This window comes from Thermoleptolyngbya oregonensis NK1-22, assembly GCF_032705245.1.
Lineage (GTDB): Bacteria > Cyanobacteriota > Cyanobacteriia > Elainellales > Elainellaceae > Thermoleptolyngbya > Thermoleptolyngbya sichuanensis.
Map to the genome: position 1 here is coordinate 3,753,768 of NZ_CP053540.1, position 23,980 is coordinate 3,777,747.

Annotated in this window: 21 protein-coding genes and 1 tRNA gene; 11 read left to right on the forward strand and 11 right to left on the reverse strand. The window is 58.0% G+C overall.

The genetic code is table 11. The features are described 5' to 3' along the window. Positions 1–189 precede the first annotated feature (189 nt). Genes HNI00_RS15865 through lpxD form a run of 3 tightly spaced genes read left to right on the forward strand, consistent with a single transcriptional unit; the run spans position 190 to position 2,286 of the window. Entirely contained in the window at positions 190–450 is a 261-nt protein-coding gene (locus tag HNI00_RS15865; protein ID WP_172358108.1) for a sulfiredoxin, read from the forward strand. A 15-nt stretch (positions 451–465) separates the two neighbouring features. Beyond that, positions 466–1,200, forward strand: coding sequence for a nucleotide exchange factor GrpE (gene grpE / locus HNI00_RS15870; RefSeq protein ID WP_316787537.1), 735 nt, complete (start codon positions 466–468; stop codon positions 1,198–1,200). A 36-nt stretch (positions 1,201–1,236) separates the two neighbouring features. Next, entirely contained in the window at positions 1,237–2,286 is a 1,050-nt protein-coding gene (lpxD, locus tag HNI00_RS15875; RefSeq protein WP_316787538.1) for a UDP-3-O-(3-hydroxymyristoyl)glucosamine N-acyltransferase, read from the forward strand. 170 nt (positions 2,287–2,456) lie between these two features. Here the strand turns inward: lpxD and HNI00_RS15880 are convergent, their stop codons facing one another. After that, positions 2,457–4,073, reverse strand: a complete 1,617-nt coding sequence (locus tag HNI00_RS15880; RefSeq protein ID WP_316787539.1) for a DUF1565 domain-containing protein — start codon at positions 4,071–4,073, stop codon at positions 2,457–2,459. Positions 4,074–4,432: 359 nt separating this feature from the next. Between HNI00_RS15880 and HNI00_RS15885 the strand changes: the two genes are divergently transcribed. Further along, complete coding sequence (locus HNI00_RS15885) at positions 4,433–5,479, forward strand: thiamine phosphate synthase (protein WP_316787540.1); 1,047 nt, start codon at positions 4,433–4,435, stop codon at positions 5,477–5,479. Between the two features lie 103 nt (positions 5,480–5,582). Here HNI00_RS15885 and HNI00_RS15890 read toward each other — a convergent pair whose 3' ends face one another. After that, on the reverse strand, positions 5,583–6,263 hold the full coding sequence (locus HNI00_RS15890; RefSeq protein WP_316787541.1) for a Uma2 family endonuclease: 681 nt from the start codon (positions 6,261–6,263) through the stop codon (positions 5,583–5,585). Between the two features lie 464 nt (positions 6,264–6,727). Between HNI00_RS15890 and HNI00_RS15895 the strand changes: the two genes are divergently transcribed. Further along, positions 6,728–6,883 carry a hypothetical protein gene (locus HNI00_RS15895; protein WP_297079023.1) on the forward strand — a complete coding sequence of 52 codons (156 nt, stop codon included), beginning with the start codon at positions 6,728–6,730 and terminating at the stop codon, positions 6,881–6,883. A 77-nt stretch (positions 6,884–6,960) separates the two neighbouring features. Further along, positions 6,961–9,183, forward strand: coding sequence for a pentapeptide repeat-containing protein (locus HNI00_RS15900; RefSeq protein WP_316787542.1), 2,223 nt, complete (start codon positions 6,961–6,963; stop codon positions 9,181–9,183). Positions 9,184–9,322: 139 nt separating this feature from the next. Here the strand turns inward: HNI00_RS15900 and HNI00_RS15905 are convergent, their stop codons facing one another. The 5 genes from HNI00_RS15905 to HNI00_RS15925 all read right to left on the reverse strand — a co-directional run bounded on the left by HNI00_RS15905 (position 9,323) and on the right by HNI00_RS15925 (position 15,795). Further along, positions 9,323–10,795, reverse strand: a complete 1,473-nt coding sequence (locus HNI00_RS15905; protein WP_420156375.1) for a glutamine synthetase family protein — start codon at positions 10,793–10,795, stop codon at positions 9,323–9,325. Between the two features lie 157 nt (positions 10,796–10,952). Next, complete coding sequence (locus HNI00_RS15910) at positions 10,953–12,287, reverse strand: NAD(P)-binding domain-containing protein (RefSeq protein ID WP_316787544.1); 1,335 nt, start codon at positions 12,285–12,287, stop codon at positions 10,953–10,955. Between the two features lie 306 nt (positions 12,288–12,593). After that, a complete protein-coding gene (locus HNI00_RS15915; RefSeq protein WP_316787545.1) occupies positions 12,594–13,103 on the reverse strand; it encodes a hypothetical protein in 510 nt (169 codons plus the stop codon). A 110-nt stretch (positions 13,104–13,213) separates the two neighbouring features. Continuing rightward, positions 13,214–15,073 (reverse strand): DUF1989 domain-containing protein, encoded by a 1,860-nt coding sequence (locus tag HNI00_RS15920; protein WP_316787546.1) that lies wholly within the window; start codon positions 15,071–15,073, stop codon positions 13,214–13,216. Between the two features lie 11 nt (positions 15,074–15,084). After that, complete coding sequence (locus tag HNI00_RS15925) at positions 15,085–15,795, reverse strand: substrate-binding periplasmic protein (protein ID WP_316787547.1); 711 nt, start codon at positions 15,793–15,795, stop codon at positions 15,085–15,087. A 176-nt stretch (positions 15,796–15,971) separates the two neighbouring features. Between HNI00_RS15925 and HNI00_RS15930 the strand changes: the two genes are divergently transcribed. Continuing rightward, positions 15,972–16,865: a phytanoyl-CoA dioxygenase family protein gene (locus HNI00_RS15930; RefSeq protein ID WP_297079561.1), complete on the forward strand. Its 894-nt coding sequence runs from the start codon at positions 15,972–15,974 to the stop codon at positions 16,863–16,865. A gap of 18 nt (positions 16,866–16,883) precedes the next feature. Here HNI00_RS15930 and HNI00_RS15935 read toward each other — a convergent pair whose 3' ends face one another. Then, positions 16,884–17,693: an intradiol ring-cleavage dioxygenase gene (locus HNI00_RS15935; protein WP_316787548.1), complete on the reverse strand. Its 810-nt coding sequence runs from the start codon at positions 17,691–17,693 to the stop codon at positions 16,884–16,886. A gap of 164 nt (positions 17,694–17,857) precedes the next feature. Continuing rightward, positions 17,858–17,929: transfer RNA gene (locus tag HNI00_RS15940), tRNA-Gly, on the reverse strand. A 624-nt stretch (positions 17,930–18,553) separates the two neighbouring features. Here HNI00_RS15940 and HNI00_RS15945 point away from each other — a divergent pair. The 3 genes from HNI00_RS15945 to queG all read left to right on the forward strand — a co-directional run bounded on the left by HNI00_RS15945 (position 18,554) and on the right by queG (position 21,606). Then, on the forward strand, positions 18,554–19,438 hold the full coding sequence (locus HNI00_RS15945) for an Npun_R2479 family HD domain-containing metalloprotein (protein WP_172358289.1): 885 nt from the start codon (positions 18,554–18,556) through the stop codon (positions 19,436–19,438). 531 nt (positions 19,439–19,969) lie between these two features. Then, positions 19,970–20,602, forward strand: coding sequence for an LppP/LprE family lipoprotein (locus HNI00_RS15950; RefSeq protein WP_316787549.1), 633 nt, complete (start codon positions 19,970–19,972; stop codon positions 20,600–20,602). A 59-nt stretch (positions 20,603–20,661) separates the two neighbouring features. Then, positions 20,662–21,606 (forward strand): tRNA epoxyqueuosine(34) reductase QueG, encoded by a 945-nt coding sequence (gene queG, locus HNI00_RS15955; protein WP_316787550.1) that lies wholly within the window; start codon positions 20,662–20,664, stop codon positions 21,604–21,606. 196 nt (positions 21,607–21,802) lie between these two features. Here queG and HNI00_RS15960 read toward each other — a convergent pair whose 3' ends face one another. Both HNI00_RS15960 and gltD read right to left on the reverse strand, forming a co-directional pair. Next, positions 21,803–22,015: a hypothetical protein gene (locus HNI00_RS15960; RefSeq protein WP_316787551.1), complete on the reverse strand. Its 213-nt coding sequence runs from the start codon at positions 22,013–22,015 to the stop codon at positions 21,803–21,805. 89 nt (positions 22,016–22,104) lie between these two features. After that, the gene (gene gltD / locus HNI00_RS15965) at positions 22,105–23,589 is read right to left on the reverse strand and encodes a glutamate synthase small subunit (protein ID WP_316787552.1); all 1,485 of its coding nucleotides are present in this window, start codon (positions 23,587–23,589) and stop codon (positions 22,105–22,107) included. A 69-nt stretch (positions 23,590–23,658) separates the two neighbouring features. Between gltD and HNI00_RS15970 the strand changes: the two genes are divergently transcribed. Then, positions 23,659–23,970, forward strand: coding sequence for a ssr2422 family thylakoid membrane protein (locus HNI00_RS15970; protein ID WP_316787553.1), 312 nt, complete (start codon positions 23,659–23,661; stop codon positions 23,968–23,970). Positions 23,971–23,980 lie beyond the last annotated feature (10 nt).

A 23,980-nucleotide genomic window follows, 5' to 3' on the forward strand; every position in this document is an offset into this window, starting at 1 on the left:
CGCAAAGCCCCATCTAGCGAGTTTCCAGGGCGATCGCTTGCAAGTCATACTCGTTATGAGTATGCTTAAGAAAAGCAGGCTGCTGGTGCAGATGCAGCCTCAACAGACCTGCATTGCACGAACTACATTGCACAAACTACATTGCACAAACTGCACTGCACACGACGTTCCACTACCCTTTTCACTACCATGAGAATCGAAGCAATCCCCATTCGCTTAATCCAGCGACCGCTCTTTCGCCAAAATGACCAGGAAAAAGTCCGGGCGCTGATGGAATCCATCCAGGAAATTGGACTCCAGGAACCGATTGACGTACTAGAAGTAGACGGGCAATATTACGGATTTTCAGGCTGCCACCGTTTTGAGGCCTGTTCGCGCCTCGGACATGAGACGATTTTATGCAAGGTGCGGCGGGCCTCTCCGTCGATTCTTAAGATGCACTTGGCATAGCGTCTGGCTCACCGCATGGCTTCGTCTAAAGATTCGTTTCCCTATACGCCGCAGTTGCGATCGCTCATGCAGCAGGCTGGCATTCCCAGCTTTGCCGCCCTAGCTCAGCAAGCAGGCGTATCCACTTGGCAAATCGACCAACTGCGGCGCGGCAGTGTGCTAAAGCTGCGCGTGGGGGCGATCGCCCGACTCGGCCAAGCCTTAAACACCTCGATTGGCGACCTGGTTGCCACCTTTTCGGGTTCTCCGCCCGTCGCACGTCCAGACCTACAGTCCACCTCAAAAGCTGCTCGATCCGAATCGCTTACGCCCCTGCAAAATACGCCCCTGCAAAATACGACCCTGCAAAAAGAGTATGAGCGGTTGCAGCGCCAAGTCGAACAGCAGACAACTGAAGCCGTCCAGTCCTGCCAGCGGGCCGCGCTGTTGCAGCTAGAGCCGTTGCTCGAAAAACTGCCCGTCTTCCTGAATGTGATTGAGCAAAACCCTGACTTTCCAGCCCGACAACTCGTGCCCCACTTGCGCCCGCTTGAGCGACTGCTCACCGATTGGGACGTGACCACCATTGCGCCGATTGGCAGCGAAGCAGGCTATGACCCCCAAAAGCACGAACTGATGGAGGCTTCCAGGACAGCAGTGCAACCGGGCGATCGCATTCGGGTGCGCTTTGCTGGATACTATTGGGGCGATCGCCTGCTGTTTCGGGCCAAAGTCAGTCCGGTGCAGCCCAACGATACCCACCCTTCATAGATCCACCCCTAAGAATCTGTCGAAGAGACTGTCAAAATGCGCTTTAGCGAAATTGTCCACCAGCTCGGCAAGCCAGGTCACACCCTGGATAGCAGCCTCCCCCAGCAGCCCGACCTTGACCCAGACATCAGCGCGATCGCCCCCATCGAATCGGCCCCCAGCGGCACCCTCAGCTACATCGAAGGCGGTAAATTTGCCAAGCAGGTCGCCACCACCGCCGCCAGCGCCCTGATCTTGCCCCAGGATGTTGCCCTGCAACAGGCCGCCAGCGATCGCTCCATCGCCTGGGTCGCCACCCCCAACCCGCGCCTCCTCTTTGCCCAGGCGATCGCCCTGTTTTACCAACCCTTTCAGCCCGCCCCCGGCATTCACCCCAGCGCCATCATCGACCCCACCACCACCCTCGGCAAGCATATCTCCATCGGCGCAAATGTGGTGATCCAGGCAGGCTGCGTCCTGGGCGACCATGTTTGCATCCATCCCAACGTCGTGCTGTATCCCGGCGTTTCCCTGGGCGATCGCACCATCCTCCACGCCAACTGCACCCTCCACGAGCGCACCCAAGTCGGCGCAGATTGCGTCATCCACAGCGGCGCAGTCATCGGTTCCGAAGGCTTCGGTTTCGTCCCCACCCGCGACGGCTGGCTCAAGATGGAGCAATCCGGCCGCACCGTCCTCGAAGACGGCGTAGAAATCGGCTGCAACAGTGCCGTCGATCGCCCCGCCGTCGGCGAAACCCGCATCCGCCGCAACACCAAGATCGACAATCTCGTCCAGATTGGTCACGGCTGCACCATTGGCGAAGCCTGCGCGATCGCCGCTCAAACAGGCATGGCCGGCGGCAGCAGCCTGGGCGATCGCGTCATCGTTGGCGGACAGGTCGGCATCAATAACCAAGTACACATCGGCAACTTCAGCCAAATTGCCGGAAAATCCATGATCCACGCCGATATTCCGCCCAACAGCATCATCATGGGCGCACCCGCCATGCCCGCCACCGAATTTCGCCGCATCGCCGCCGCCTGGAAACGCCTTCCCGACATGCAGCGCACCCTGCGGCAGGTGCAAAAACATTTGGGGCTATAGTAGGGCTGTAGTTCCGCCCTCAGAAACCCGCCTTATCCTTCCAAGTGGCGCGCTGCAAGATGCTTAAGCACGAGAATCATACTTCTGTTCAGCAACGCCAAAATTGCTGAAAGCCACCCAAAAGCTTAATCGGCAATCCAAAATCCCAAATCCCAAATCCAAAACCCCGCCTAGTCCACTCGCTCAATTTGGGCGCGAACCCCGTTCTGACGCAGAATATCAATCACTTCCTGGGCATTGGCTTCGCTATTGAACGCGCCCACCTGCATAACCACCGACTGGCGGCGATCGTAGGTGAGAAATGCGCCAGGAAACACGCTCAGCACGCGATCCTGCACAGCCGCACTAGCAGCGGGAACCACCACCCGATAGCGCAGCCCCAGCTCACTGGCGCGGCTGGCAACGGGCGTAGTGGGGCGGGGACGAGCGCCAGACACAGGCACACTGGGCACACCGCTGACGTTGCCAATTGGTGCATTGGGGTCGGGCACGGGCAGCAGCGTGTATTGCGTGTAGGGAGGAGCAGGCGGAACGGCGACGGGCGATCGCCCCACCGCAGGCGGACGCTCATATCGCTGCACTGTTCCCCCAGCCTGGCGCGGAGCCACACGTCCAGAGCTTTCTGGCGGCGGTACAGGAATCTCAATCACGCCCTGAAAATTCGCAACAGGTTCCTGACGAGACGGCGAGAGCGCCACTGCACCACCCTGGGAGGTGCGCTGGGGCAAAGGACGAAAGGCACGCTGCTCAACCGGCCGCCGCACAGGAGTCGGCATAGCAAAGCCCCCGGACGAAGTGGGCTGGCTGGGCATGGGCTGGCTAGGCATGGGTTGGCCAGGCACAAACTGACTAGGCAATGGGCTATTGCCATCTCCCGCTTGAGATTGTTGTGGGTAGATCACCGCAGGCGGCGCAACGGAAATGGGAATGCCCTGGAGAGACTGGGGCGCAATCTGCGTTGGCATCGAACCCTGCGTTGGCATCGAACCCTGCATTGGCATTGGCGCTGCGGGCAGGGCACTAGCAGACGAGGGCGATCGCCCTCCAGCCGCCCGCCCAAACGTGCGCGGGGTGGCTCCTCGCTGCGGGTTCAGCCCGCTGGATACCGGAAAATCGCCCGTCGGCGTGGTTGGCAGAAACCCTGCGCCCGCCGCTGCCAAGGGAAACGGCACAGCGGGTTCTTCCACAACCTCAGCACTGATGCTGGTCTGCGGCGCAATCGGCATAGCAGATCCGGCAGATGGGCGCGGCGTAGCTGGGCGCGGCATTACAGGATGGGCAGCAGTCGCAGCAGGGGCAGCAGTCACAGCCATCGGGGTCGCACCGCCCTGCGCGATTTGCCCCTGAATCACCACCCCCTCGCCGCCCGTGGTCGGGTCTGCCTGCACCGCCACCCCCGGCGGCAGCAAAATCGGAAACTGTTCCCCGTTGCCCGCTGCATAGGTTCCCGCTGCAAGCAGAATGACCGTATTGGGCGGCGCAAGTCGGGCAGCGTGGGTAATCGTGCGGAAGGGCGATCGCGGCGATCCATCTCCCGTGGCATCGCTGCCCAGCACCGGATGCACAAAGATCAGTTGGGAAACAGCCGCTTGCACCACAGGTTCATTGGCCTGGGCAGATCGGCGAGGCACACCCTCCAGCGCTCCCAACGTCCCCAACAGCCCCAACATTAGAACAGCCAACTGGCCCCACTGCTGGATGTGCAGAGTCGCTGGAGATTGCCGAATCGACCGAATAGATTGCACTCGCATCCCAACTGGCGGCCGTACCCATCCCTTTAGAGTCATCGTTGCCCTCCCAAAAAAGCTGGAAATTCTGACGGGGTTATGGTGTTTAGAAATTCAGCCATTCATACTAGCGAATCTCTCAAAAACTGCTCACTTTTTTATGTAAAAAAGTTCTGAAGCCAGTCGAATAAAGCCAACTTCTGGCGATCGCCCCCATCATTTCCCCCGCTCCTTCTAGCGCCCTCTGCCCCAATTTCTCCCCAGCAACATTCACACTTCCCCTCCCGCCTTTGCCCCCGCTGCCCAAATTCGCTACGATCGCTCTCGGCATGGCTCTCGGCTCTGTTTTGCTGCAACTTGCTCCCCAATTCCGCCCAACCCCTCCAAAGCCCATCATTTCCACCCCCATCCCTTGTCGTATGAACCACCCAGCCGACCGCCCCCTCACCGCGATTCACCGCATTTTGGATGCCAACCTGGATCGGGCCCGCGAGGGACTGCGAATCGTAGAAGAATGGTGCCGCTTTGGGCTGAACGATGCCAGCCTGACCGCAGAATGCAAAGACCTGCGCCAGCACCTCGCCCAGTGGCACACCGCCGACCTGCGAGCCGCCCGCGACACCCCCAGCGACCCCGGCACCGACCTGACCCACACTGCCGAAATGGAGCGTCCCAGCCTGGATGCGCTGCTGCGAGCCAACCTGTGCCGGGTGCAAGAGGCGTTGCGAGTGCTAGAAGAATACGGCAAACTCGATCGACCAGAGATGGCCGCCGCCTGCAAGCAACTCCGCTATCGCGTCTATGCGCTGGACAGCCAACTCATGGGGCGATCGCACGACGGACGGATGCACAAACTGCGGCGATCGCCCCTCTACCTCGTCACCTCGCCCCACGAACACCTGCTGCCCATTGTGGAAGCCGCGCTCCAGGGCGGGCTGAGCCTGGTGCAATATCGCGACAAAACTGCTGAAGACCCCACCCGGCTCCAGCTTGCCGAAAAGCTGTGTCACCTCTGCCGTCGCTACGATGCCCTGTTTTTGGTCAACGACCGAGTAGACATTGCTCTGGCCGTCGATGCCGACGGTGTGCATCTGGGTCAGCAGGACATTCCCATCGCCCTGGCCCGGCAAATCCTCGGCCCCAGCCGCATCATCGGCCGCTCCACCACCAACCCCGACGAAATGCAGCGGGCCCTTAGCGAAGGCGCAGACTACATCGGCGTGGGCCCCGTATACGAAACGCCAACCAAAGCGGGCAAAGCCGCTGCTGGACTGGACTACGTGCGCTACGCCGCAGCCCATTCGCCCATACCCTGGTTTGCCATCGGCGGCATCGATGCCGAAAATCTGGGCGACGTAATCGCTGCTGGCGCAACCCAGGTTGCCGTCGTGCGAGCCATCATGCAAGCGCAGCAGCCGACCCAAGCTACCCAAGCGCTGCTAACCAAGCTAGGGGCTGGGGCGTAGCGCTTCGGCCTTGAACCGGATGTTGCTGAAGAAACGTCCTTCTCCGTCGCCCCTATTGTTCAGGCACTTGTCAAGCACTTAGCCGGGCGGCAACTGGTCTGGATCAAAGCCGTGCGATTTGCTCCCGCCGCTGCCGTTCGGCTTCGGCCCGCTGCCGTTCGATTTCAGCTTCACTCAGGTAGCGATCGCCCTTCGCATCAAACCACGCCAACTGCTCCTGCGGCAAATTTCCAAACATAGCGTGATGCCGACCAATGCCCAACCCCACCTCCGGCATCCAGTACGGCTCCCCAATCTGCAACTCGTACTGCCCATCGGTTAATTTGTAAACCTCAAAGGGCTGATGCCCGTCCCGCTGCCAAAACTCTGGATTGTAGATGACATAGTACAGCACCCCCAAGCGGGCATAGACGTCCATCTTTTCGTCATACTCCCCGCCATATCTGTGGTAAACCAACTCCAGCGTCAAAATCGGCGGAATATTGTTCTCTTCCCACAGCACATAGCTGAGCCGTCCTCGTCCCTTGCGGCTCGGCTTGCGACGGTCAACCCCCAAACTCAAAAATCCATCGGGAATTACTGGCACTCTGGGACTTTTGCCCGTCGTGTGATAGATGCCCATGTCCACGCCAAAGTACCAATCGTTGCGGTTCGCCCAAATCGAGTTGAGCAAAAACAGCAGGATATTGGGCAAAAGATTCTGGTCTTCATTGTCCACGGGCGTATCATCCGAGCAAGGTAGCTCTTCGCTGGAGGGCAAATGCTGTAGGTCAATCGGCAGCATAGCGAAACCTCAAACGTCCTTAAATGCATCTCTCGAATGCACCTATTGTAGGCGGGCAGGGGAATGAGGGCGGTTCGGAATGCAAGGTCATATGCAAGATTGCAATAATTGCCGGGTTACAAGCAAACCTCACAGCGCTAAATCGCTCAGCGGTCATATCAGTCTTCTGGAATCTCGTTGATTCTGTGGCGATCGATCAAGTCTTGGTTATCTGGCCGAGCGAAATGCTCCTCTAGCGCAATTTGAACGGTTTCGCTAATACTCTGATTTTTAATTGCACTCAGAACTCTCAGAATTTTCTCGACATCAGAGGTTAAATATACTCTGAGAGTTTTTTTCTCTCCTGCCATAACCAGCGTCTTAAACAATACTCTCTCCATAGTCCTACGCGGGTATAGTCACTTGTGCCTAAGTGTCTATAGGTGTAAAATCGGTCTTGAAGTCTAACAACGGAGCTTCAGCAAATGGTGGTCTTGTCTGACGATGAAGTGGCGCTGATTCGCGCTTTGCTGACGGCAGTGCGGGCGATTAAAGTGCGGGATATCGACAAAGCCCTGGTGATTTTGGCGAAAGGCGAAAAACGGGGAACACCGCCGAATCCAGCGGCACGGCTAGACTGACGGGCTATGGCAAATCTGGTGGCGGGTGTGTGGGATGATGCAAGGGCAAACGCTGTGGCGAACCTTGTGACGGGTAGATGGGGGTCAGGCAAAACGTGGAGGCGCGGCTGGGCAGGCAACTGAAGCAACGGTGGGCAGGCTTGCGGAGGCTGGGATGGGTCGGGGCGGTGGCGTTGCTGGTGCTGGCGATCGCGCTGGGAGGGATGCCTCCCGCCCAGGCCGCAGCCCCGCTGCAAGATCAGCAGCCCCTAACGCTGGAGCTATTGCAGCAGCGGCTCAAACAGCCCTTGACCCTGGACGATGGCGCAGCGATTGATTTGCGGAATGTAGCGATCGACCTGCGGCCGGAAAATATCGCCTTCCGCGACCAGTTTTATCGGCTGGTGCAGGCAACCTTGCGGCGATCGCCCACACCCCTCGGCCTCGACCTCAGCAGCAGCCTCATCCAGGGCAAGCTCGACATCGCCCAACTGGGCTTGCAGGCTCCGGTCTTTGGCGACGAGCTATCCGACCTGCTAACGGAAGACGAGCGCAACCAACTCAAGCGCGATCGCCGTCGAATTACCCAACTCAGCCAGCTATCCAGATCCCTGCTGACCCAAGACCCGCCCCCCGTCCTCAAGCTGACCCTACTGCGCGGCCCCCTGCTGCTGTCCCAGGCCCGCATCGAGGGCGTGGCAGATTTCAGCAACACGTTTTTTTTGGGCAAAGTAGACATCGCCGGAGCCGATTTTAGCCAGGAAGCAGATTGGTCCGATGCCCGCTTTGGTCAGTCCGCCAGCTTTGCCGATGCCCGCTTTCGTCAGGAGGCCCGGTTTCGCAGCGTCATCTTTTTTGAGCGAGCCACCTTCGGGCGATCGCGCTTCCTGAGCGCAGCCACCTTCCAGAGCAGCGAGTTTCAGGGCGCGGCAAATTTCAATCGGGCGACGTTCCAGCAAGTCGCCAACTTCAGCCGGGTGCGCTGGCAAGGGAATGCCGACTTTGCCCAAACCCACTGGGAAGCAGCGGCAATTTTCAACCAGAGCCAGTTTGCCCAGTCGCTATTCCTCTCGGATGCAGTGTTTGAGCAGGCAGCAACCTTCCGCGAAGTGCAGTTTGGGCAGCCCGTGAATCTGCGCGGCGCAGTCATTCAGGCGCAGACCGACTTTGGTGATGCCAGCTTTGCCCCAGGGGCCTATCTCAACGTTGCGGGGCTACAATTCAACCCCGATCGCGCCAAAATCCTCGGCAGTCCAGGGCAGATCGGCCGAGCCATTTCCGTGCCCACCCTGCAAGGCAACGAAACCATTCTGCGAAACCTAGTGCGAAACTTCCGCTCCATCGAGCAAATTGACGATGCCAACCAGATCGGCTACCTGGCGCAACGACTGCGATCGCGCCAAATCGAGCGCTCCCTCTGGGGCCTGAACCTGAACACCGCTTCCCAGGCACAGCTTCAGCAGATTGGCTTTTCGGCAAAACAGGCCGAGGCGATCGCCCTTTCCCGCGCCCAGCACCCCTTTCGCAGCCTGGGCGACCTGCTCAAACTCGACAGCATCGACCTGGCCACCTATGTCAAAGTGCGCGATCGCGTCGTTGCCAGCGAACCCCGCTCTATCTTTGGCTGGCTGGGCACTGCGCTAAACTGGGTCGGGCTAGCGCTCCTGCTCACCCTGACCCGCTACGGCACCAGTTCTGGACTCACCTTCGGCGTGGGGCTAATTGCCGTCGCCTACTTTGCGCTCGTATTCTGGCTAGTAGACCGCGTGCGGCGGCTCCATCCCCAGCCCATCCTGCCCACCCCCACCGAAGCCGCGTGGATGCTCAGCAGCACCGGGCTACTGGCCACCATCGGCCTATCCATCGTCTTTCGGCTCGCAGAATCACCCTGGCTCACCCTCGCCTGTCTGGGCACAGTCATCATTCCCGTCCCGGCGATCCTGCTGTTTTTGCTCTATCGCGGCGGGCGGTTCCATCCCAAAATGGACGTGAGCTACTTTGTCGAAGAGGGCACGCTGCGCCAGTTGCGGATTCTCATCGGACGCTTGCCCACCATTCCCCGCTACCCCATGTTTCGGGAACGTTATGCACCGCTGCTGTGGGATCGCCGCTGGAACTGGCTCAACTATCTCGACCTCAGCGCCAACAACCTGCTGCGCTTCGGCTTCAACGACATCCGCCTGCGCGACGAGCATCTGCCGGGGCTAATCACCACCCTGGTCTGGTATCAGTGGGCCTTTGGACTGATCTACACCGGCCTATTGCTGTGGACGCTCTCGCGCACCATTCCGGGGCTAAACCTGCTTATTTACTTCAAGTAAGTTAACTCAGGTAAGCTACTTTAAGTGAGCTACTTTAAGTGAACTGCTTTAAGTAAGGTGCTTCAAGCAAACTGCTTCAAGCAAACTACTTCAGGCAAACTACTTCAAGTAACTGATCTTCAAAGGATTCATAAACACCCTACGGCAAGCAATCCAGATACATCTCCACATCCCAGTCTGAGGTCGTCGCCAGAAACTTCTCCCATTCGTCTCGCTTGTACCAGGCGTAGAGTTTATACATCTCACCCGGCAGCGCAGACCGAATCACCTCATCCTCATCCAGTCGGGCCAGCGCTTCCCCCAGCGACATCGGCAGCTTCTTCACCTGTTTTCCAGCCTCCATCGCTTCGTAGAGGTTTCGGCTTTCCGGCTCACCCGGATCGAGGTTGCGCCGAATCCCATCATCAAACGCCTTCAGCAGAGCAGCCGCCATCAAGTACGGGTTGACCATCGAATCTACCGCGCGATACTCAAACCGACCCGGTGCCGAGACTCGCAGCCCGCAGGTACGATTCTGAAAGCCCCAATCCGCATAGACCGGGGCCCACAGTCCCTTATCCCACAGGCGGCGATAGGAGTTGACCGTAGAGCAGCCAATCGCCGTCAGCGCCCCCAAATGCTCAATCACGCCGCCAATCGACTGTAGCCCGATCGGGCCGGGCTTGGTCTTGCTGAGACTGGGGTCGGGCAGGAAGGTATTTTCGCCGCCCTTGCGATAGCTAAACGTACCAGGCATTCCAGGCAGCGAATCCAGCCCTAGGGCGTTGACCTCATCCTGTCCGCCATACCACAGCGACAGGTTGTGGTGACAGCCGTTGGCCGATAACCCCATAAACGGCTTCGACATAAAGCAGGCAATCAGATTGAATTCGCGGGCTACCTGGGCGCAGATCTGGCGATAGGTCGTGAGGCGATCGCACGTCCGCAGTGCCTCATCAAACATAAAATTCAGCTCCAACTGCCCCGGCGCATCCTCATGATCGCCCTGAATCATATCCAGCCCCATCGCATTCGCATACTCAATCACCCGCAGCACCACCGGCCGCAATTCCTCAAACTGGTGGATATGGTAGCAATTGGGCTTCGTCACTCCGCCATCCGGCTTGCCATCTGGCCCCTTCTTCAGCCACATCATCTCTGGCTCTGTGCCATGACGCAGGTGCAGCCCGTTGTGATCCGCCTGAAACTGGGCATGAATACGGCGCAAATTGCCGCGACAGTCAGCCGTCAGATAAGATCCGGGCGCTTCCGGCTCTTCGCGGTTGCGGAAGCACGTACAAAAGACGCGAGCCACCCGCTTGTCCCACGGCAACTGGCAAAAGGTATCCGGGTCAGGAATCGCCACCAGTTCCGACGCTTCGGGCCCGTAGCCAATATAGTTGCCGTAGCGGTCGAGAAACAGATTGGCCATCGCCCCATACACAAGCTGGATGCCCCGCTCTGCAACGCTTTCCCAGTGAGCCGCAGGAACCCCCTTACCCGTAATCCGCCCCGTCACCGACACAAACTGGTAATAGATGTACTGGATACCCAGTTCATCAATCTTGGCGCGAACCTGGGCCACCAGTTCTGCACGCCCCGGTTGAGCGACGTAGGCTTCTAGGTGGGTCAGGGTTTCCGGCTTGGGAACGAGAGCAGTCACGGGTCAACCTCCTTAGTGCAAAATCTTAGTGCAAAATCCAGGTCAGTTCAGGTAAGTCTCAAGTCAGTTCGACACAAGCAGCGAAGCAGCAGGAACGGGGACGCTAGTTCCCTAACTAGTTCTCCAACTAGTTCCCTAAGAAGCTAGCCAGCGAATCATCCATCGCCTCAATCCACGGGGTATGGTGTACCGTTGCTTCCGTCCCCGTGCAGGGAGATCGAAACACCTTATCTCGATAGCCCAAAATGCTCTGTTCCTTATCGTGTTCCCAAGCCTTAAATAGCTCCGTCGTCAGTTCCCAATCACAGGAAGGATAGTCCACCTGATCCGCCAGATCGACAATGTAATCCTTCTGAAAGTCAATCTGCTCAAAGGGATTGGCCAGACTCTCTTCCCGCGCCTGCCAGTGGGCAATGTCGGCAGCCATCTCCTCATAAGACGGCAAGGCAATGCGCCCCAGCATCACATCCCGCGCATACCACGCTTGCACATCAAACATGCTGAAGGTATAGAACTGATCCTGCATTCCCAAATACATCAGCTTGGGATTGGGCAGCCAAAAAATGCCCTTGTAGAGTGAGCCGGGATAGAGGCGGTTCTTGGTTTTGAGCCGCAGATTGTCTTCCAGAAACGGGAAACTGTGCTGGTAGCCCACGCAGAACACGATGGCATCCACCTTTTTGCTGCTGCCGTCCTGGAAATGCGCCACTTTGCCCTCCAGCTTGGTCAGCAGCGGCACTTCTTCGATGCCCTCCGGCCACTTGAACCCCATCGGTGCAGTGCGATAGCTGATGGTGACCGATTTCGCGCCGTACTTATAGGTTTGCAGCGCAATGTCCTCAGCCGAATAGCTGCTGCCCACCACCAGCAAATCCTTCCCTGCAAATTCGCGGGCTTCCCGAAAGTCGTGGCTATGCAGAACGCGGCCGGGAAACTGCTCAATCCCCTCGAACTTGGGCAGGTTGGGAATTGAAAAGTGCCCCGTTGCAACCACCACAAAGTCAAAGGTTTCAACGCGCTCCTGGTCAGCTACCAAGTCTTTGACGCGGACGCGAAACTGTCCCTCGGTAAACTCCACCTGCCGCACGACCGTACTGAACTGAATGTAGCGCCGGAGATTGTTCTTTTTAGCCCGCCCGGTGATGTAGTCATACAGCACTTCGCGCGGCGGAAACGAGGGAATTGGGCGCTGAAAGTGTTCGTCAAAGGTGTAGTCCGCAAACTCCAGGCATTCCTTGGGGCCATTCGACCAGAGGTAGCGATACATGCTGCCGTGGACGGGTTCGCCATACTCGTCCAGCCCGGTGCGCCAGGTATAGTTCCACAGCCCGCCCCAGTCGGCCTGCTTTTCAAAGCACAAGATTTCTGGAATGTCGGCCCCCTTCAGCCGCGCCTGCTCGAAGGCTTGAAGCTGAGAGAGTCCGCAGGGGCCCGCCCCAATGATCGCCACGCGAGGAGTCATCGTTTGGTTTCACCTCTTTTGCCTGATAGTTTGGATCTGGGATTAACGCTCTGGGCCTAGAGCGATCGCCCGCTCCAAATACTGGGGTTTATAGCTTGTTCCGACAAGCTGATTTTGCTAAAGCGGATACTGAATGCCGTCGGAAGGCGGAGAGGGGGGCAGTCCTTCAGTCTGGGGTGCTTGCTGGGCGGGACTTTATGAATTTTGACCAGGTTCGATGAGGTTTGGATCGGGTGAGCAGAGATGTTTTCCTCTGGTCAGGGTTCTGGGCTTCGTTGTAGGGCGCTTCTAAGGGGCGATCGCCCGCTAGTCTTCCCTCACCCCCGCGGCCGCCATCTGCGCCCGCACCAAGGGCACATCAGCAGTGGCCAGGTGGAGGTCGAGCCGGGGTTGCCCCAGCCACTCGTGATGCCAAATTAGGACAGCAATGCCATCTAGTCGGGCAGGAACCGCGCGATTGCCCGGCAGCGGTTGCAGCGTATACAGCGGCTTGGTCGTGGCCCACCGATAGAGCCAAGAGAGGCCCGGCCCAACAGGCAGCGTGAGTGCAGTCAGGTAGGGCGATCGCGCCACCCAGACCCGCCAGGGCAGCGGACGAATCAGCCCGTCCAGCGCCAACGCCTGCGGCAGGGCAACCCGAAAGTTGTTTTCACACAGCCGCAGCACAGCGCAGGGATAGCCTTGCAGCGCCGTGGTCAGGGATTGGAACGGGCTGATGCGGGCAATGGACTCGCCAAACAGGTGGCGGGCGACTTGCAGCCCGTCAATTCCAGCAAAGTCCCAGAGCGTGCGATCGGTTGAGGGGGCGGGGGGCATAGGGCGCGGCGTAGATGGAGATGGGGATACAAGTGTTGCGGAACACCAAAAGGTGGAGATGGAGGTAGAGATACAAGCGTTGCGGAACCCCAAAAGTCGGAGTCTGCTGGCTATGCTTTGACCCGGCTTTTGGTGGGGTCGTAGGGGGAAAGGGGGCCGACCGTTGCGCGATCGCGCCGCTTGATACCATCCAAAAAGCCAACCTCAACGACCATTCCCAGTTGGGCATAGTCCGGCGCAATCTGGGCGATCGCAATGCTGCGGTTCAGCACAGGCGAAAACGTCCCGCTCGTCACCTGCCCAATCCGCCAGGGCTGCCCTTCGGCATAGACCCCCTGCCCGCCACAGGCGACCTCATTGCCCGCCAGGGTTAGCCCAACCGCGACGAAGGGGGGGCGCGATCGCAGCGCTTCCAGAGCCGCCCGACCGATAAAATCACCCTTACTCTTCAGCGCCACACTCCAGCCAATGCCCGCCTGATACGGGGAAATCAGGTCGCTAAACTCGCGACCTGCCGCCAGCAGCCCAGCTTCGATGCGGGCGCAGTCGATCGCCTCCATCCCCATCGGCAACAGCCCAAAGGGTTTGCCCGCCTGCATCACCGCATCCCACAGCGCCAGTCCGTCGCAGGGGTCTACAAACAGTTCATAGCCCAACTCTCCCGTGTAGCCCGTGCGCGAAACAAACACCGGGATGCCCTCCAGCGTCCCCGTGGCAAAGCGGAAGTAGCCCAGTTCCGCCAGCGTCGAGAGGCCCCACTGGGGGTCGAACCGGATCAGCGGAGTCAGCAGGTCGCGGGAGCGGGGCCCCTGCACGGATAAGTTATGGAGGCGATCGCTCGTCGGCAGAATCTCCACCGCAAAGCCCCGCTCCTGGGCCACGGTGTGCAGCCACAGGGCATCGGTGTCGCAGTTGCCCACATAGCGAAAAGCCGCTTCGCCCAAGCGAAACACAATTCCATCGTCCACGATCCCCCCGTGGGGATTCAGCAAGCAGCCATAGGCCGACTGCCCCACCGCCAGTTGAGCCACATTGCGCGAAAACACCCACTGGAGCAGCGCCAGCGCATCGGTTCCCGTCAGGTCAAACTTTCGCAGCGCCGACAGATCCATCACCGCCACCCGCTCCCGCAGGGCCCAATAGTCCGCCGCCTTGCCCTGCTGAGGATAGGAGAGGGGAACCCAAAAGCCGTTGTAGTCTGCCAGATGTCGCGTCAGGTCTCGGATGCGCGGCGTAAAGGCGCTGTCTTGCGTCAGGCGCAGCGGCAGACTGGGCGCAGCGCGATGGCCCCTCAGCCTGGGGAACGAAGACTCCGCCCCATAGATGCGGACGTGAATGGGCGTAGGATGCCAGCCATTTATAGGGTCGATGTCGTCGGGACAGGCTGAACTAGCACAGAGCAAGTCCTGGTGCGCCCTCAGCAGCACATAATCCCCCGGACGCGACCAGGCTTCTCCGGCGATAATTGCGCCCGTGCCATCCACCTCAGTATTGAAAAAGAAATTGATTGCAGGCCAGCCCAGCCGGGGCGCAATGCCGTAGTCCCTAAGCACCTGATTAAAATTTTCGCTGCAACTGGGATGCCCTGGATAGCCTGCATCTTCGTAATAGCGGCGAGTGCAGGCCAGCATGAAGCTATCATGGCGACCGCAAGTATCCTGCACCACCTCCACCAGCGGCCGCATCTGCTGAGAAAAATAGTGGCTGAACAAACCCACCTGGGGCATCGCCAGGCCCAGCAGCGTCCGCGTCACGGTGCCGTCCAGTTCCTCCCCATAGCCCTCGCCCGCAAAAGCCAGAAAATCTGAACACTGGCTGCCGTCTACGTCGATAATCTGGATAAATTGCCCCGCTTTGACTGGATAGGCGATCGCCGTTCCGGGCGCAATCCGATACTCTGCCACAACGGGCGCGAGGGGCGCGGGCAGGTCGGTCGCAGGGTCTGTCGCAGACACCCAAGTCTGTTGCATCACAGCCCCCGCTACACAAACGGAAATGGTCGCCAGGGAATCCACTGGCTCCATAGCTCTGCCAGCGTGCCGTCGCTAAGCAGCGCCTCTAGGGTCTGATCCAGCGCCTGTCGCAGGTCTTCGTCGGTCGGTCGGAGGGCGATCGCAAATGGATGCCGCGTTTCCACCGTAAACGCCAGCCGCAGCGACGGGTCAGCCTCGGCCGCCGTGATCAGCACCAGTTCATCATCCACTAATGCGTCAATTTCGCCCGCCCGCAGCGCCGCCAGCATCTCCGGCAACACCTGATCGCTCCCCGGAAACGGCACCAGCGTCACGTCGGCAAATTGCTCCCCCAGCGCCAGGTTTGTGCTATCCGCCAGCCCGCCCAACTTCATTCCCCGGAGATCAGCCGCCGTGTGGATGGGGCTATCGGCCCGCACGATCACCGCTTCATCATAGATTCCGTAGGGCCGGGTAAAGCGGCTGTGGCTGAGGCGCTCTGCCGTCACCGCCTGGTTGAACCACACCACATCACACTGACCCGCGTGCAGTGTGGAATAAAACTCAGACATGGGCAAATTTTGCCACACGGGCACCAGCCCCAGCTTGGCACACACCGCCCGGGCCACAGCGGGTTCATACCCCAGCCGCTCGCCGTTTTCAAGGTAGCTCATCGGGCGAGCATCAAAATCACTGGCGGCAATCGTAAGCTGCCCCGGCGTTAGCGTTGAAAATTCCATAATCCTGCATAAACAGACGCACCCCATTGTGCGGAACTTGGCCCCCCTAGACCGTAGCGAATTTCACAAATAGAGTGGGCGGGCAGCGCTACAGTGGCCCTCGATGCCGGGGGCCTGTCCTGCTGGTTATCCAAACAGGCTCGATTTCCCCACGTTTCACTCGGACTTTCTGCGGTATGGCTTATTCTCCCCTTCAGATTACTGAGGACGACATTCAACGGTTCCAGACAGACGGGTTTATCATTCTGGAGCAGTTTATCGATCTGGAGCTAGTGCAGCAGTTGCGCGATCGCATCGAGCCGCTGTTTCGGGGTGAATTTGAAACGACAGTCTACCCCGACGAGTGGCACTGGCGACCAGGGCTGAGCCTGCCAGACGTGACCCGCGAAATTTGCAATGCGTGGAAGAGCGATCGCACGATTGCCAGTGTCGCTCTATCAGCAGAGGTCGGCCGCATCAGCGCCCAACTGGCGGGCTGGCCAGGGGCACGCATCGGTCAGGATAGCCTCTGGCACAAACCACCCGGTGGCGGCAAGGAGATTGCCCTGCATCAGGACGGAGCCTACATCAACTATCTCACGCCCGCCGAAATGGTCACCTGCTGGATTGCGCTGGATGATGTGAGCCTGGAAACGGGCACGCTTCAGTATGTGCGAGGGTCTCACCGCTGGCCCTTGCTTGAGGTCGCGGGAGAGTTTCATGCGCCCCAAAAAGACTATCGCTGGGCCATGCTGGAAACCGCAAAAGCAGCCGGAGTCAGCGAGCCAGACATTGTGCCCCTGACAATCCCCGCCGGGGGCTGCGCCTTCCACCACGGGCTATTGTGGCACGGCTCTGGCAAAAACCTGAGTGAAACCACCCCGCGCCGCAGCTTGGGCATTCACACGATCAGTTCTGAAGCACGGTTTAGCGACGTTCCCCCCGGCTATATCTATGGTCGCTACAAGCGGATTAACGACAGTACCCTGGATGAATCCTTCTTCCCCATCCTGTGGACGCAGGACGGCTACCGATCGCCCCATCTAGCCAGCTATTGCAGAGATGCGATCGCCCTACCCGCCCTAGTTTAGCCCTAGTTTAGCTCTGGTTTAGCCCATCTCTAACCCAATCCCAAATCTGCCGAAATACCCCCGATCGGTCTGCGCTACAGGCAGCAGGAGTTGCGCTCCGCCAAACTGGAAGATCGCATCTTGATGATTCCGCTGGGCCCGCTGCCCCCTGGCTGTGTAAGGCGTTTGGCGATGAATTCGATCGGTCAGGGCATCGTCAAAGTAAAGCTGGGAGGTAAACTCATAGCTGCTTGGGGCGATCGCCCCTGAAGGAGACCCGGTGCGAATCTTGAAGTGAATATGAACGGCTCTGCCAGGATACCAACCCGGATAGATAGTCAGGAACTCAGCCACACCGTTTTGATCAGTCCGCCGGTAGCCCCGTAGAAAGGCCTGACCTGTGGTGTCTGACCGGCGATCGCGCACGCCAGAATATACGCCCGCTGCATCACACTGCCAAACATCCACCACAGCATTGGGCAGCGGCACACACCTGCGGGGGCCTTCCGGCTGAAAGCTTTCCACCTGAAAGACCTGAAAAAGCAGCCCCAACGGCACTCCCGCACTGATCTGCCCTGTGGCAGGGTCAGTGCGAAGATCAGCCCGATTGAGCTGCGTATCGACAAAGAAGGGCCCTGCCGTCTGCTGGGGCCGCACAATGCAATCGAGCAGGTCATCTGCCTGCGCCAAGCTAGAAGACGCAACGGGCGGCAACCCCTCCGTCTGACGGGAACACCCAAACACCGCCGTACCCGCAACGCCGCCCAAAAAGCCGAGGACTGCTCGCCGAGACCGCACAAGCCTGCCGACAGGGGAGCGTGAAATTGCTGGCGATCGCAGTTGATTCATGGCGCTAACTCTTTTGAATGCAGGTTTGGATACAGGCTCTTTGGATAATACCCAATCATGCTCCAATCTTAGACAGTAATTTAGAACGCATGAACCATTTTCGCCCTTTCTCTGAAAGACCCAAAAGCCCTGGAACTCTTCAGCTTCAGGGCTTTTAGGTTATAAGCGGGTGATGGGACTCGAACCCACGACATTCAGCTTGGGAAGCTGACGTTCTACCACTGAACTACACCCGCATTTTTAGAGACTTCTAGGATAGCATTCTGACCCCTGATCAGGCGATGGGGGAGCTTGTTTACAAGGAGAGGCTGTTTACAAATAGATGAGTTTGTATGAGCGAGTGCTATCAAAATGAGCGATCGCCCATGCAACAAATCATCATAAATTCAGTCTAATCAGACTAAACAGAACAGATTGCGGCTATTTCTCAAGGTAATTCCTCCTATTCTAAAAAATAGTTGAAAATAGAGTGGAAATTGCTCGCTGACCTCACTCTATTCGTCTATTTTGAATAAAGGGTTGATTAATGGAGACGGGAGCAACATCTGTGCTTGCGGCTATTGAGCATTGGGGAACGGAGGGAGTGCCGCGGGCGCGGGTTAAGGGGTACGACCTCTCATCTGCAAGACGTGATCTCAGATCACAATGCCAGTGATGCGAGCGATCGCCCCGGCTGCTCCATCTCACCCCCATCTGCCGCTAGGTACGCTACGGTATCTATATCGTAGAAGTGGGTACTCTGAACCTAACAGTTTCTAGGTTGCCTCCTGTCCGAATACTTTCCGAATACTTAGTGTTCTGTTGTCTTTATCGCTGTTGCCTTTCTTCCTGCTGTCTTGTAGCGCTGTGAGCGATTCGCAATGTTTAACGCTACTGAACTCCTAATTTCTGACTTTGTGACCAAGCTCAAAGAGGGATATCACCATACCTATGGCGGTCTCAATGCTGGCTATGAAGATATTATCGGCTGGGTCGGGGCAATGGCGCTGGAGAACATTGCCAACAGCGACGCACTTTATCACAACGTCGAACACACAATCTTGGTGACGCTGGTGGGCCAGGAAATTCTGCGTGGCAAACACATCCGCGAGGGTGGTGTTTCACCCGATGACTGGCTGCATTTCATCGTGTCGCTGGTGTGCCACGATATTGGCTACGTGAAAGGGGTCTGTCGGAGCGATCGCGAAGGCTGGTATGCCACTGGGCAAAACGGCGAAATGATCAGCCTACCGCCAGGATCGTCCGATGCAGCCCTCACGCCTTACCACGTCGATCGTGCCAAGCTGTTTATTGATGAGCGGTTTGGCGGCAACCAAAAGATCGACTCCGCTATTGTAAAGCGCAACATCGAGCTAACCCGCTTCCCGGTGCCCCACGACGACGATCACCAGGATACGATACACTATCCGGGGTTGGTGCGGGCTGCGGATTTAATTGGTCAGTTAAGCGATCCCCGCTATCTCAAAAAAATTGGGGCGCTCTACTACGAGTTTGAAGAAACAGGCGTAAATAAGGCCTTGGGCTATCGCCATCCGGGTGACCTACGGGCAAACTATCCTAAGTTCTATTGGAACGGAGTCTATCCCTATGTGAAAGATGGTCTAAAGTATCTTTCACTGACACAGCAGGGGCAACAGATCATTGCTAACCTTTACTCCAACGTGTTCGTAGTCGAGCATGAGCCAGGGGGACAGCTTTCCACCCCCCATCCCGAAAATCAGCCTGTAGGCAGCGCAACCCACTAGGCAGTGTCTTAAAACTTTCTAGGTCGTTGATTGCCTTGAGTCGATCCCCTAAATCCCCGCGCTTACGCGCCGCTTCGCTAGAAATAAGGGAGACTTCCGGAGTGGTTCGGCTCAGTTCCCCCCTTCTTAAGGTTTTAAGGGGGGCTAGGGGGGATCGAAGGGCTTTAAAACACGCCCTTGTATTTTGGATGGAAGTAGCAGGAGTGACTCTGGACACGCCCTCAAGCTCAAAGCTCGCTGCCTAGATTAAAGAGCCTCCTGCCCTCAGTTTAGATTGCCAACGGCAGACTGGACAATATAACGGGTGTTCAGCGTCATGAACCAACCCGGATCGACACGGATAGCACCGGGAGTGCAATCGCCCCTCCCTCAGGAGTGCTCCGATGACATCCACGATTGGTTTAGGTATCGACATCAGCAAAGCCAGCTTTCATGCCGCTGTCGTCTTAGCTGACATCAGATTCCTGCTTAATTTCCGTTCAAACTCCCTTTGAAAATTCTTGTAAGTAAATTCTTGTAAAAACTAACCCTATGCGTCGTTCTACTTCCCTTTTTAGCGCTGTATTTCTGGCTTGGGTGACTGGGCTATCGGGGGGGATTCCCGCAGGGATCGCTTCGCGAATCGCCCAAACCCCTCCACCCGACCCCAGCGGCTCCTGGCTGGACGAAAATATGCCTAACTGGAACCAGCCTGGTGCTGTCCCCACTGCTCCCCAGCCAGAGGGCGGTAGCAACCTGGAGTATTGTACGCAATCATTTCGACAGGCAACGCTGCCCGAAGATGCGCTGGTGGAGGCTGCGGGCTGGACGCTGACCGGAGCCGCTCAGGTTTTCAACGATACAACCGTAATCACAGGCATGGCCAACGCTGACGGGATGTGTCGCCCCCTCCGCTATCAGGTGTTTGTGTTTAACAAAGGTGCGTTTGTGGGCACGCTGTCGCCCATCCTGATGGACTCCCGAACGGATGGCAGCGTCTTTAGCGTGGATTTGTCTGGTGCAGACGGACTGAGTGCCCAGTTTAATCGCTACGAACCCAGCGATCCGCTGTGCTGCGCCTCTAGAGAGAGCCGAGTGTTCTACGAAATTCAGACTGAAGGTGATACCGTAGTTCTGGTTCCCAACTTGCCAGCAGCAACCTTTTCTAGCCTCGATGCCCAATAAAAGTGAGTTTTGATGTTTAGATCCAGGTGAGGCCCCTTAGTTCTAGACCCGTATCGTCAGTGCAGGTGAAACAGACCGCGCTGGAGTTGGGGTTTCACAAAGTCGGCATTGCTTCTGTCGCAACTGTCGCAGCGGAATCGGCGGGGCTGAACCGCTGGCTGGCGCAGAGCTATCACGCGGATATGGCGTGGATGGCGAACCCCCGACGACAGGACGTGCGGCAGCTCCTGCCGGAGGTGCAGTCTGTGATCTGCGTGGCGCTAAATTATTACGTGAATCAGATGCGGTCAACTGCGCCGGGAGTGGCCAAAATCTCGCGCTACGCCTGGGGGCGCGACTATCACCGTGTCTTGCACAAAAAGCTAAAGGCGCTGTGTCGCTGGCTGGAGGCCCAGGGCGACGGGATTCAGACGCGCTTTTATGCTGATACGGGCCCGATACAAGATAAAGTCTGGGCGGAGCGGGCCGGGCTAGGCTGGATTGCCAAAAACAGCAACCTGATTACCCGTGAGTATGGTTCCTGGGTGTTTTTGGGTGAGGTGCTGACGAATCTGCCGCTGCCAGCCGATACGCCCCACACGCAGCACTGCGGAAGCTGCACTCGCTGCATCGAGGCCTGTCCCACGGGCGCAATTGTGGAACCTTTTGTGGTCGATGCCAATCGCTGCATTGCCTACCACACCATCGAAAATCGCGCCGCAGAACTGCCCAACGATATTGCCGACAAGCTCGATGGCTGGGTGGCAGGCTGCGACATCTGCCAGGACGTATGCCCCTGGAATCAGCGCTTCGCCCAACCGACGGACGTGACCGAGTTTCATCCCTATCCCTGGCACGTCAACCCGACGCTGGCGGAACTAGCCGAGATCTCGGACGAAGAATGGGGCGATCGCACGACGGCTTCTGCGCTGCGGCGAATCAAGCCGGAGATGATGCGGCGCAATGCGCGGGCGGCGAGTGGAGAGGGGCAGATGGAGGGAGGAGGCGACGGGGAGAGGCGATGACAGGGGGACGGAGTGCTGAAGTATTGGCATCCCAACGAAACAGAACACGGCTCTCATCATTCTCCCCCTGCCTGATTTTCTGATCCCATCATCTCATTCAGGACTTACGAACTTGCGATTAAGTTTTCTGGGGTTTGGACGATTTCTCGCGGGTGCAGCCCGCGAGAAATCGTCCAACTGCGTAATCTTTCGCAGGCTAGTAGCTGTCGCCTTTACTCACGGTTTTTTGCCCAAGCTGGTGATTCGCCTGATGCAGCCGATTGGCGATCGCCTGTCGCCAGGCCAGATCCACGTTCGGATCAGCAATGACTTCCTGAGCAAGCTGGCGATAGACGGCGCTGGTGGCAGCGTTGACCTGTTCCAGCAGACGGAGGTTGTGATAGACCGTGCGAGGGGAGGGAGTGTTCATAGGAATTGGTGGGTTGGTGAGTAGTGCGGGGAGGCGGAGCAGGAGAGGCTGCGGGCGTTAAGCTGCCTGACCTCTCCTGCTTTACTGCTTCACGGTAGATCGGTGCTGCCCATCAAGTAGCGATCGCACTCCCGCGCTGCGCCGCGCCCTTCGTTGATCGCCCAGACAATTAGGCTCTGTCCGCGCCGACAGTCGCCTGCGGCAAACACGCCAGGAATGCTGGTGGTGAACTGACCGTGGGCAGCTTTGATGTTGCTACGGGGATCACGCTCGATGCCCAGGGAGTCGAGCAGCGGTTGCTCTGGCCCCAGAAATCCCATTGCCAGCAGCACCAGTTGGGCAGGCAGCACTTTTTCCGTGCCGGGGATGGGTTGGGGAATAAACTGACCCTTGTCGTTCTTTGTCCATTCCACCTGCGTAATATGAATCGCTTTTACGTTCCCGTTTTCATCCCCTTCAAACTTCGTAGTGGTGGTGAGATACGTGCGTGGGTCCGCCCCAAACATGGCCGCCGCCTCCTCCTGTCCATAGTCCATTTTGTAGACCTTGGGCCATTCCGGCCAGGGGTTGTTGGCGGCGCGTTCCTGTGGGGGTTTGGGCATGATCTCAAGCTGCACCAGGCTGTTACAGCCGTGGCGAATCGACGTTCCCACACAATCGGTTCCCGTGTCCCCGCCGCCGATAATCACCACGTCCTTTCCGGCTGCGGAAATGTAGTCTTTGCCGGGTTGTTTGTCGAGAACAGCACGGGTATTTTCCGTGAGAAACTCCATTGCAAAGTGAATCCCATTCAGGTTCCGCCCTTCAATCGGCAGATCGCGCGGTTTCGTTGCGCCTGTGCAGAGCAGCACCGCGTCATAGTCCTTCAGCAGCGCTTCAGCAGGTAGGTCTTTGCCGATTTCCGTATTGCAGACAAACTCGATGCCCTCGGCTTCCAGCAGATCCAGCCGCCGCCGCACGATCTTTTCCTTATCCAGCTTCATGTTGGGGATGCCGTACATCAGCAGCCCACCGGGGCGATCGGCCCGCTCAAACACTGTCACCCAGTGGCCAGCGCGGTTAAGCTGGTCGGCGGCGGCCAGTCCAGCCGGGCCAGAGCCAACGATCGCCACCTTTTTCCCGGTGCGGTGGGCGGGCGGCTTGGGCGTGATCCAGCCTTCTTCCCAGCCCTTTTCGATGATGGAATACTCGATGTTTTTGATGGTGACGGGCGGATTGTTGATGCCCAGCACGCAGGAACCCTCACAGGGAGCAGGACAGACACGCCCCGTGAATTCAGGAAAATTGTTGGTCTTGTGGAGGCGATCGAGGGCTTCGCGCCACAGCCCGCGATACACCAGGTCATTCCATTCGGGAATCAGATTGTTGATGGGGCAGCCGCTGGCCATGCCGCTGACCAGCATTCCCGTATGGCAAAAGGGAATGCCGCAGTCCATACAGCGGGCCCCTTGGGTGCGGAGCCGCTCCTCCGGCATGGGGTTATGAAACTCGTTCCAGTCGCGAATGCGATCGCCCGGTTCGCGTTCGGTGGGTGCTTCGCGGAGAAATTCGATAAAGCCGGTTGGTTTGCCCATAGTGGTGTTTTGACGGATTAGATCTTTTGAGGGAATGAGTTAGGCTAGGTCTAGCGCAGCAATGAAATCATGCAAGTCCCGGATAATCCAAGCAATAGCGATATTCGAGATGCCCTGGTTCAGTTTCGAGACGAATTCATTCTGTTTCGAGATGACGTGAATCAAAAGTTTGAGCAGCTTGACAATCGGCTTGAACAACTGGAAAACCAGTTTGAAAAGCTGGACTACAAGTTTGATGTCTATCAGAAGGGAACTGATGGCATGGTGCGAATGGCGACAACGATCATCATTGCAACAGCTTCTGTCATCGTTCTTTCTAATTTGAGTCCAGCGGTTAACGCCCTGATTACAGTCCTTTCCAGTGCCTCCAGCGGTTCCTAGCCCCCTTTTG

Excerpts from the sequence above, each read along its gene's own strand:
- HNI00_RS15865 (WP_172358108.1), top strand. The coding sequence starts at position 190 with ATGAGAATCGAAGCAATCCCCATTCGCTTAATCCAGCGACCGCTCTTT.
- grpE (WP_316787537.1), top strand. The coding sequence starts at position 466 with ATGGCTTCGTCTAAAGATTCGTTTCCCTATACGCCGCAGTTGCGATCG.
- lpxD (WP_316787538.1), top strand. The coding sequence starts at position 1,237 with ATGCGCTTTAGCGAAATTGTCCACCAGCTCGGCAAGCCAGGTCACACC.
- HNI00_RS15880 (WP_316787539.1), bottom strand. The coding sequence starts at position 4,073 with ATGACTCTAAAGGGATGGGTACGGCCGCCAGTTGGGATGCGAGTGCAA.
- HNI00_RS15885 (WP_316787540.1), top strand. The coding sequence starts at position 4,433 with ATGAACCACCCAGCCGACCGCCCCCTCACCGCGATTCACCGCATTTTG.
- HNI00_RS15890 (WP_316787541.1), bottom strand. The coding sequence starts at position 6,263 with ATGCTGCCGATTGACCTACAGCATTTGCCCTCCAGCGAAGAGCTACCT.
- HNI00_RS15895 (WP_297079023.1), top strand. The coding sequence starts at position 6,728 with ATGGTGGTCTTGTCTGACGATGAAGTGGCGCTGATTCGCGCTTTGCTG.
- HNI00_RS15900 (WP_316787542.1), top strand. The coding sequence starts at position 6,961 with ATGGGGGTCAGGCAAAACGTGGAGGCGCGGCTGGGCAGGCAACTGAAG.
- HNI00_RS15910 (WP_316787544.1), bottom strand. The coding sequence starts at position 12,287 with ATGACTCCTCGCGTGGCGATCATTGGGGCGGGCCCCTGCGGACTCTCT.
- HNI00_RS15915 (WP_316787545.1), bottom strand. The coding sequence starts at position 13,103 with ATGCCCCCCGCCCCCTCAACCGATCGCACGCTCTGGGACTTTGCTGGA.
- HNI00_RS15920 (WP_316787546.1), bottom strand. The coding sequence starts at position 15,073 with ATGCAACAGACTTGGGTGTCTGCGACAGACCCTGCGACCGACCTGCCC.
- HNI00_RS15925 (WP_316787547.1), bottom strand. The coding sequence starts at position 15,795 with ATGGAATTTTCAACGCTAACGCCGGGGCAGCTTACGATTGCCGCCAGT.
- HNI00_RS15930 (WP_297079561.1), top strand. The coding sequence starts at position 15,972 with ATGGCTTATTCTCCCCTTCAGATTACTGAGGACGACATTCAACGGTTC.
- HNI00_RS15935 (WP_316787548.1), bottom strand. The coding sequence starts at position 17,693 with ATGAATCAACTGCGATCGCCAGCAATTTCACGCTCCCCTGTCGGCAGG.
- HNI00_RS15945 (WP_172358289.1), top strand. The coding sequence starts at position 18,554 with ATGTTTAACGCTACTGAACTCCTAATTTCTGACTTTGTGACCAAGCTC.
- HNI00_RS15950 (WP_316787549.1), top strand. The coding sequence starts at position 19,970 with ATGCGTCGTTCTACTTCCCTTTTTAGCGCTGTATTTCTGGCTTGGGTG.
- HNI00_RS15960 (WP_316787551.1), bottom strand. The coding sequence starts at position 22,015 with ATGAACACTCCCTCCCCTCGCACGGTCTATCACAACCTCCGTCTGCTG.
- gltD (WP_316787552.1), bottom strand. The coding sequence starts at position 23,589 with ATGGGCAAACCAACCGGCTTTATCGAATTTCTCCGCGAAGCACCCACC.
- HNI00_RS15970 (WP_316787553.1), top strand. The coding sequence starts at position 23,659 with ATGCAAGTCCCGGATAATCCAAGCAATAGCGATATTCGAGATGCCCTG.